Source organism: Gordonia effusa NBRC 100432, from assembly GCF_000241305.1.
Lineage (GTDB): Bacteria > Actinomycetota > Actinomycetes > Mycobacteriales > Mycobacteriaceae > Gordonia > Gordonia effusa.
In genome coordinates, this window is record NZ_BAEH01000119.1 from 21,545 (window position 1) to 28,001 (window position 6,457).

Genomic DNA, 6,457 nt, shown 5'->3' on the forward strand with positions numbered 1-6,457 from the left:
GATGAGTACTCCGACCGCTGAACACACCGTGACGATCACCATCACCTCAACGACAACTGCGCAATCCAGTGACGGTGTCACATTCGAGTCACTGACAACCGGCGATCTGCAACACGATGTGCTCGACTATGCCCGCCACTTGGCTGCGACAGCTGGCCATGACCTGGCAGTTGCCCTTGTCAATGAAGGCAACTCCGACACGTTGTGGGTTACCCCCGAGGGAGTAATTGAGCTGGCATCAAGCCCTGAGCCGGACCAGGAGTACGAGAGTGACCAGCCACCTCAGTCATCGACATACGCGGCCCCAGTTCCGTACGACGCGGGTGAGAATGATGCCTCTGACGAACTGGTAGCTCCCTATGCCGATGACGCGGCAAGTGAGATCCCCGAGACAAGGTTCAGCCCCTCGCAGGCGTCCATCGACATCGACGACCCCGATGAGGAACAGCCGCCACCAGAAGTTGCCCACCCCGATGCTGTCCCGCATTACGCGCCCGCACCACCGTCCGTCGACGAGGCTGTTCCTGAGGTGCCGCGGCGCGAGCATGAACCGCGGCCGCGCACCGCCTTGGCCAATGACACTGGTCCAGCCGAACAACGTCGACATCCATCGTCTAACGACAGTCGGTGGCGCACCGCTGAGGTGACACCAGTACCGGAGTACAACGATGACTACTACTTCGACGACGTCGATAACGATGACGTTTCTCCGGTGCCAACACGCAGTCGGAGTGTGCCGCCGCAACGCAAGCGTGGGGCAGGACCCCATGTGCCACTGCTGGTTTCACGCCGCAGTCGCCTTATGTCGACACTCTCTGATCACAAGCGCACTATTGCCGTAGCGGTATTGACTGCCGTTGCGGTAGGCAGTGTCACAGCCGGTGCTATCAGCATGCTCAGTGACGGGGCTAGTGATCATTCAGCGCACACTGATCCAGTCGCCACGCTCAGCGCTCCCACTATTCCCCAAGCAGATCCCACCTCCGATGCGGCGGAGTGTCCATCAAAGACTTCGGGAGCTACCACAACTGGGCGGCTGCCGGGCAATCAGGCTAGCGGCGTCGGCGTGATTCAAGCGTTCGATTTCGCCTACTACCAGTGGCGCAACGCCGAAGCGGCGCACGCACTGGTACTGCCCAAGACGAAGATTGTCGGCGCCAGTGATATGCAGCAGGCGATCGACTTTCTGGCCCCGGACGTCCGCTATTGCCTCACGATGACCGCTAAGGGTCGCGACCTCTTTGAGGTGGCGCTGCGAGAGATCTCGCCGACCGGACAGCCTCGACTGTTCCGACAGAACATTCAGACCCAGAACGTCAACGGGCGGTACTTCATTTCCTCGATCACCAAACCGCCAGCAACGCCGGTCAAACCTCGATGACCACTTCCCTGCCCCCGATCTCTTTCACTAAGGACCGCAACATGACTCACCGCACAGACGACACCGAAGCCGCCCTTGCACCCCCGGCTAAGGGGACGGCCCCTTCGGTCAATGACTGGCCGGCATATAGCGAAGCATCGATCACCCGCGGCTTGATCCGAGTCGGGGTCCCCCGCGAGCAGGCGTCACCAGCCAACACGTAATACCTCCGTTAACCCTTTACATACCAACACTTTTCGCCAAATTTGAGAGGACGCGCCACCATGTCAATGCTTGCCCCCACTCGTAGATCGCACCACAGCGGTGTAGCCATGATTCTTGTCGCCAGCGCCGCCGTCACGAGTCTTTTGACCGCCGGTCCTGCGCTGGCCGACCCCGACCAGGGACAAGGGCAAGGCGGTGTCATTCCACAGAATCAGGATTCTCCTGATCAAGGGGGTGTGACTACGACGCCTTCCCCAGCACCAGCTGCACCAGCGCCCGCTCCTGCGCCAGCTCCCTACAATCCGGGACCGGGGTCGGTTCCTGGGCCACCACAGGAAGCGCCCTACCAGGACCCCTCGACCGCACCCACGTACCAGAAGAATTATGACCCTTCGGGCAGTTTCCATGCTCCAACCCCAACAGCGCCGGTAAAGCCAATCGCGTGGGACCCCAAGACAATTCGGATCGGCCATTGGGTTACCTACATTCCGACGTGGATGCGGAAGTCTGACGCGGTGTCGATCAATGAGTGGGCAGCCTATGGTGAGGCGAAGATCGCCCAGGGGTTGATCAGCATCGGCGTTCCGCGCGATGAGGCTAGTCGGCGAGCAGCAGCGACCATTATCGGTGTCGCACTGGGTGGCGCGACGGGTGCCGTTGCCGCGGGCGTGCCAGCCGCAGTCGTCGGCGGTCTCATCGGCGCACCGGTCGGCGGAATCGCTGGTGGCATCACTGGCGGAATCATCGGTAGCACCATGCCACCATTCGGTGCATTCACCGGGCCAGGTGTGGGCATCGGAATCGCTGCCGGCATACCACTCGGCGCGGCAGCTGGCGCGGCCCTGTTGGGTGTGCCCGCCGCAGTAGCTGGCGCTGTCGCTGGCGGCGCTATCGGCGGGCTTCTCGCCTACACCTTGGGAGCGGGTGATCCCGGCGCACACATCAAACAGCCGCCACTTCCAGGTCAGCAGGGCAAGAACCAGCAGCCCCCTAGTGAGTTGCCACACGATCACGGCCCCACCGTCTTTCAGGTGAATGTGCCTGCCAACAAAGCCCGCGCACTGGGGTTGCCCCCGGTGCACTACTCGGTAAACGTGAACGGCGACGCACACGCCTCGATCCAACTTGGCAAGCAAACGTTGCAGGCAACCATTCCCGGCGACGTCGCACGGGCACCGTACCGGGCACTGGGCGCCGCTGGGCCTCAGGTTGAGCGCACAGTTCAGCACGCCACCCGGCAAGCCACTGACACAATCCAGAAGGCTCTACCTGGTGTGAACGTCACCTGGGGGACGCCACCGGCAGGCGCTCATCATGTCGGCAAGCACCGCAAGTAGACGACACACACGATGATGCGACGATTCGCTCGACTCGCGGTGGCCGTGGCAGCCCTTGCATCTGCCCCGGTCACCGCGTTCGGACTGGCGACAGGCGCCGCTCATGCTGGGCCGGTAGCGGCGACCTCCGCAGCTAGCGCGGTGCGTTTAGCTGCCATCGAGTACGGCTGCTCCATCGGGTTCGGCGGGCATGACGCGTCGGGGGCACCTGTGGTGGTCACCGCTGGGCATTGCGCCGCGGGCGTGCCGTTGGGAACTGCGGCGTGGTTCGATCTTCTGCCCGCCCCCAGCGGGCGGTTGGTGGCGCAGAAGTCGATTCCCGGCGGAATCGATTACGCCGCAATCCGTCTCGATCACGGAAGCATCGTTCCACTCACGCAGGTGACACCACCCCCGACCCCGGGTTCGCGAGTATGCAAGGTGGGGCGCGTGTCCGGAAAGACTTGCGGCACTGTCACTTTAGTGACTGAGGCCGCTATTCACGTGCAGGGTATGCGCGTAGTGTTCGGCGATTCCGGCGGTGGACTATACGACACTGCCGGCCACGTTGTGGGAATCACCTCGGGTGCTCTCACTAGCGCACTTCCCCGGAACACCCTCGCAGCTGCCTTGATGTTCGGCGGCTCGATGCTCGGACTGACCAGCCCGGTCCCCGCTATCTTCTCCCGCGCAGACCAGATCACTCGCGCGCTGCATCATGCAATCGGATTCGCCCCCTAGTCGCGATTCAACAATTCTCCGGAAATGGTTACACCACAACATGATTGAGAGTCACAGCATGAACGAACTTCCAATGGACGTCGTTGACGCATCCCTGATCGAACCGCACAGCACGAATGAGCATCTTCAAAATCCCTCTGCACCCTGACGATGCACCCCAAACTGCGATTTCAAACGTGATTGAGAGGGACTTCCCCTATGAGTACACAGATTTTGACGAATCTCGCCGTAATGATTGCTATAGCCGGTGGATTCGTCATCGCGTTTATGCCGCTACTTCCGGCGCACTTTCTGATCGTCGCCGGTGAGGTTCTTCTTCTTCTGGGTCTCATCGTTGCGATCGGTGGAGGGGTCGCAGATTTGGCCTTGCGGTCTGCCGCACCACTGATTGGCGGCGGGCTGCTCTACGTCGGGCTTCGGCGGGACTTCGTCAGTGTTCGCGATGGCGCTCGGACTGAGCCAACACCGAATCGGACGCCTGTCACCACGCGGGCATTGGTGGGTGCCGGTCCCGCTTTTGGGGCTGGTGCTGCTGGAATGTGCGCTTCGATTGCCGTGGGCCTACTTCTCGACAATCCTTCTGTTCCGGTGTTCGCTGCGTGGCTCGTCGCGTGCATGATCGCAACTGTCCTTTTGACATTGCTTGAGCGTTGGACAATCCTGCGAGCCCTCTCGGTATCCCATGCCCGCGAGTAGACGACGTCATTCCCGCATCGATCAGCCCAACTAGCATCCGAAAGGACCGCCATGAAACAAGTTGCAGTCGGTTTTCACGCTCAGATCGAGACTCACGATCTGAACCACTTTCGTACCCTCGTCGCCGCACATCTGCACGATCAGTTTGTCGGTCACGCGGCTAGTGGCGAATGGAGAATGTGGTGGATGCCAAGACGTCTCATAGAAATTGATGACGATGGCGCCACTGAGAGCGTAGACGGTGTTGATCTGGTTCTGGGGCTACCTTCGACCGGGCTTACTGATGACGCACTCATAGATCTTGTAGAGATTCTTTCGGTTCACGGGTTGTCTCCGCTTGACGACGATGACCTGGAACGGGCCGTAGACACGATGGAAGCTGCCGCTGCTGCTGACCACTTCACCGCCGACTATCCCGCGGGAGGTCCTTACGACAAATGAGCGAAGAGCACACTGCGACATAACAACCAGCGCAAGGAGTTTCATCATGGGTGACATTGGCCATCCTCAGCGAAGAGTTGAGATTATCCCGACAACCGAACCAGTCATCGCACCACCGGCCGAGCCAGACCGCAGATCGGCGCCGCTGCCCGTTGAGCCGACACCACGGATCGATCCTACGAAGGAGCCGGTGTGACTGATATCGAGGTTGGCAGATTCGGATTGCGCACGTTCAGGATTGATCGGGACGGTCATCTACTTCCCATCGGGGCAGGTGACCGATTCGATTGGAAGGATGGCGTGTGTTTCGCCGAGTGCAAGGTCGGAGGATTCCACCGGCCGCCGGCTGAAGGGTGCTCGTGCGGCATATATTCGTTCGACAGTCTCGCGGACCTACGTAGTCAGTACCGCAGCTCCGCCCAGGTAGTGGCCGTGATTGCCCCTGAGGGGCACGCACGGGTGGGCGGGAACGGCACTGTTAGTGAACGTGCCCGTGTCGTTGCGTTATGGACTGTCGACGAGCAATTGACGCACAAAGTACTTGCAGCGACGTGCGGAAAGATCCTGCCGTACAACGACATTGAGCAGATGATCTCCGACTACGGTCTGCGGTTTACTTCACGGCCTGTCGATGTACCGCCCGCTCGCAGCGCCGCGAAGGGTTTGGTGCCGGAGTTGCTGAGGTCAGCGGCTGGCATTGGCTGGGCAAGCATCGTTCGGCCGATCATTCTGACTGTCTGCCTTGCGCTAGGGATCACATTGTTCGTGGACGTCTACACCGGGCCGCAGGCGCGAGTGATGACTGAACCTACGGCCAGCTTTACGGCTTTGTGCAGTGCGGTTGACCGGTTTCTTCTCGCGGTGCACGATGCGGCAACACCAGCTGTGGTGACACTTCTCTTGTGTGCCTTGGTCATTGAGTTTGCTCGTGCCGGTTGGCGCAGCAGTCGGGCCGGGGCTACTGCTGCGATCGGTCGCCTTTTCCGGCATGCGATGACCGCACTGCTACGGACCGCGATCACGCCATTAATCGTGGTCGCCACCTACGGAGTGTGGCATGGTCGGCCACCGACGTTCGAGCTTGTGGCCTGGGTGATTGTTTTGGTTGTTGCGTCCTCGTGGTCAAGCGGTGGAGCGTTGTATCACGTGCTTGCCGGGGTTGGTGGGCAGCGGCGGACTCGGTCAGTTCTTCCCGGTCCCACGTTCGATGAATTGTTTGAGAATGTACCGCGGCACCTTCGTGGAGGTTCTACCGGAAATGAGTAGTTTGGCTTGTCATGGATGATCCTTACGAGAGTGCTGAGTATCGGCTCAGTTCGTCGTTTAGCTCTTCGTACGCGTTGGGACGCAGTGTTGCTGATGCACGGGCGGCAGTGAGTCGGACGGCGCGGTTGTCGATCGACGCGCGGTTTGTCGTGAAGATTCAGGCGGTTGGCGCATGCGCGCACGCGGGGTTGGACGCGCGGAGCACTGCACGAGCGTTGAAGTTGAGCAGGTGGACTGTGCGACACCTCTGGTCGGTTGCGGGCACGCCGGGGATCAGGTTCGGTGTCCGGTCCGCCTCGGTCGAGCAGGTGGAGCGCGAGGTGCGAAGTGCGTGGTTGTAGACCTCTACCCATACGGTGGCTTGCCACCTAGAGCGCTAAGCAATACCATGGTGGCTAGCCACCATGAGGAA

8 protein-coding genes are annotated in these 6,457 nt (G+C 60.8%); 7 read left to right on the forward strand and 1 reads right to left on the reverse strand.

What is annotated here, in order from left to right; all coding sequences use genetic code 11:
* Nucleotide 1: 1 nt before the first annotated feature.
* The 6 genes from GOEFS_RS22680 (at nucleotide 2) to GOEFS_RS20490 (ending at nucleotide 4,779) form a co-directional block, all read left to right on the forward strand.
* Nucleotides 2-1,381: a DUF8176 domain-containing protein gene (locus tag GOEFS_RS22680; protein WP_007319868.1), complete on the forward strand. Its 1,380-nt coding sequence runs from the start codon at nucleotides 2-4 to the stop codon at nucleotides 1,379-1,381.
* Nucleotides 1,382-1,422: 41 nt separating this feature from the next.
* Nucleotides 1,423-1,584: a hypothetical protein gene (locus GOEFS_RS23540; protein WP_170323205.1), complete on the forward strand. Its 162-nt coding sequence runs from the start codon at nucleotides 1,423-1,425 to the stop codon at nucleotides 1,582-1,584.
* Between the two features lie 498 nt (nucleotides 1,585-2,082).
* Nucleotides 2,083-2,922 (forward strand): hypothetical protein, encoded by an 840-nt coding sequence (locus GOEFS_RS20475; protein WP_245549922.1) that lies wholly within the window; start codon nucleotides 2,083-2,085, stop codon nucleotides 2,920-2,922.
* A 15-nt stretch (nucleotides 2,923-2,937) separates the two neighbouring features.
* Complete coding sequence (locus GOEFS_RS20480) at nucleotides 2,938-3,642, forward strand: chymotrypsin family serine protease (protein WP_138918088.1); 705 nt, start codon at nucleotides 2,938-2,940, stop codon at nucleotides 3,640-3,642.
* Nucleotides 3,643-3,840: 198 nt separating this feature from the next.
* The gene (locus GOEFS_RS20485; RefSeq protein WP_007319872.1) at nucleotides 3,841-4,338 is read left to right on the forward strand and encodes a hypothetical protein; all 498 of its coding nucleotides are present in this window, start codon (nucleotides 3,841-3,843) and stop codon (nucleotides 4,336-4,338) included.
* A 51-nt stretch (nucleotides 4,339-4,389) separates the two neighbouring features.
* A complete protein-coding gene (locus tag GOEFS_RS20490; protein ID WP_007319873.1) occupies nucleotides 4,390-4,779 on the forward strand; it encodes a hypothetical protein in 390 nt (129 codons plus the stop codon).
* A gap of 66 nt (nucleotides 4,780-4,845) precedes the next feature.
* On the opposite strand, the gene GOEFS_RS20495 is transcribed toward GOEFS_RS20490, so the two are convergent.
* The gene (locus tag GOEFS_RS20495) at nucleotides 4,846-5,034 is read right to left on the reverse strand and encodes a hypothetical protein (RefSeq protein ID WP_040525778.1); all 189 of its coding nucleotides are present in this window, start codon (nucleotides 5,032-5,034) and stop codon (nucleotides 4,846-4,848) included.
* A gap of 177 nt (nucleotides 5,035-5,211) precedes the next feature.
* Between GOEFS_RS20495 and GOEFS_RS20500 the strand changes: the two genes are divergently transcribed.
* A complete protein-coding gene (locus GOEFS_RS20500; protein ID WP_138918089.1) occupies nucleotides 5,212-6,045 on the forward strand; it encodes a hypothetical protein in 834 nt (277 codons plus the stop codon).
* Nucleotides 6,046-6,457 lie beyond the last annotated feature (412 nt).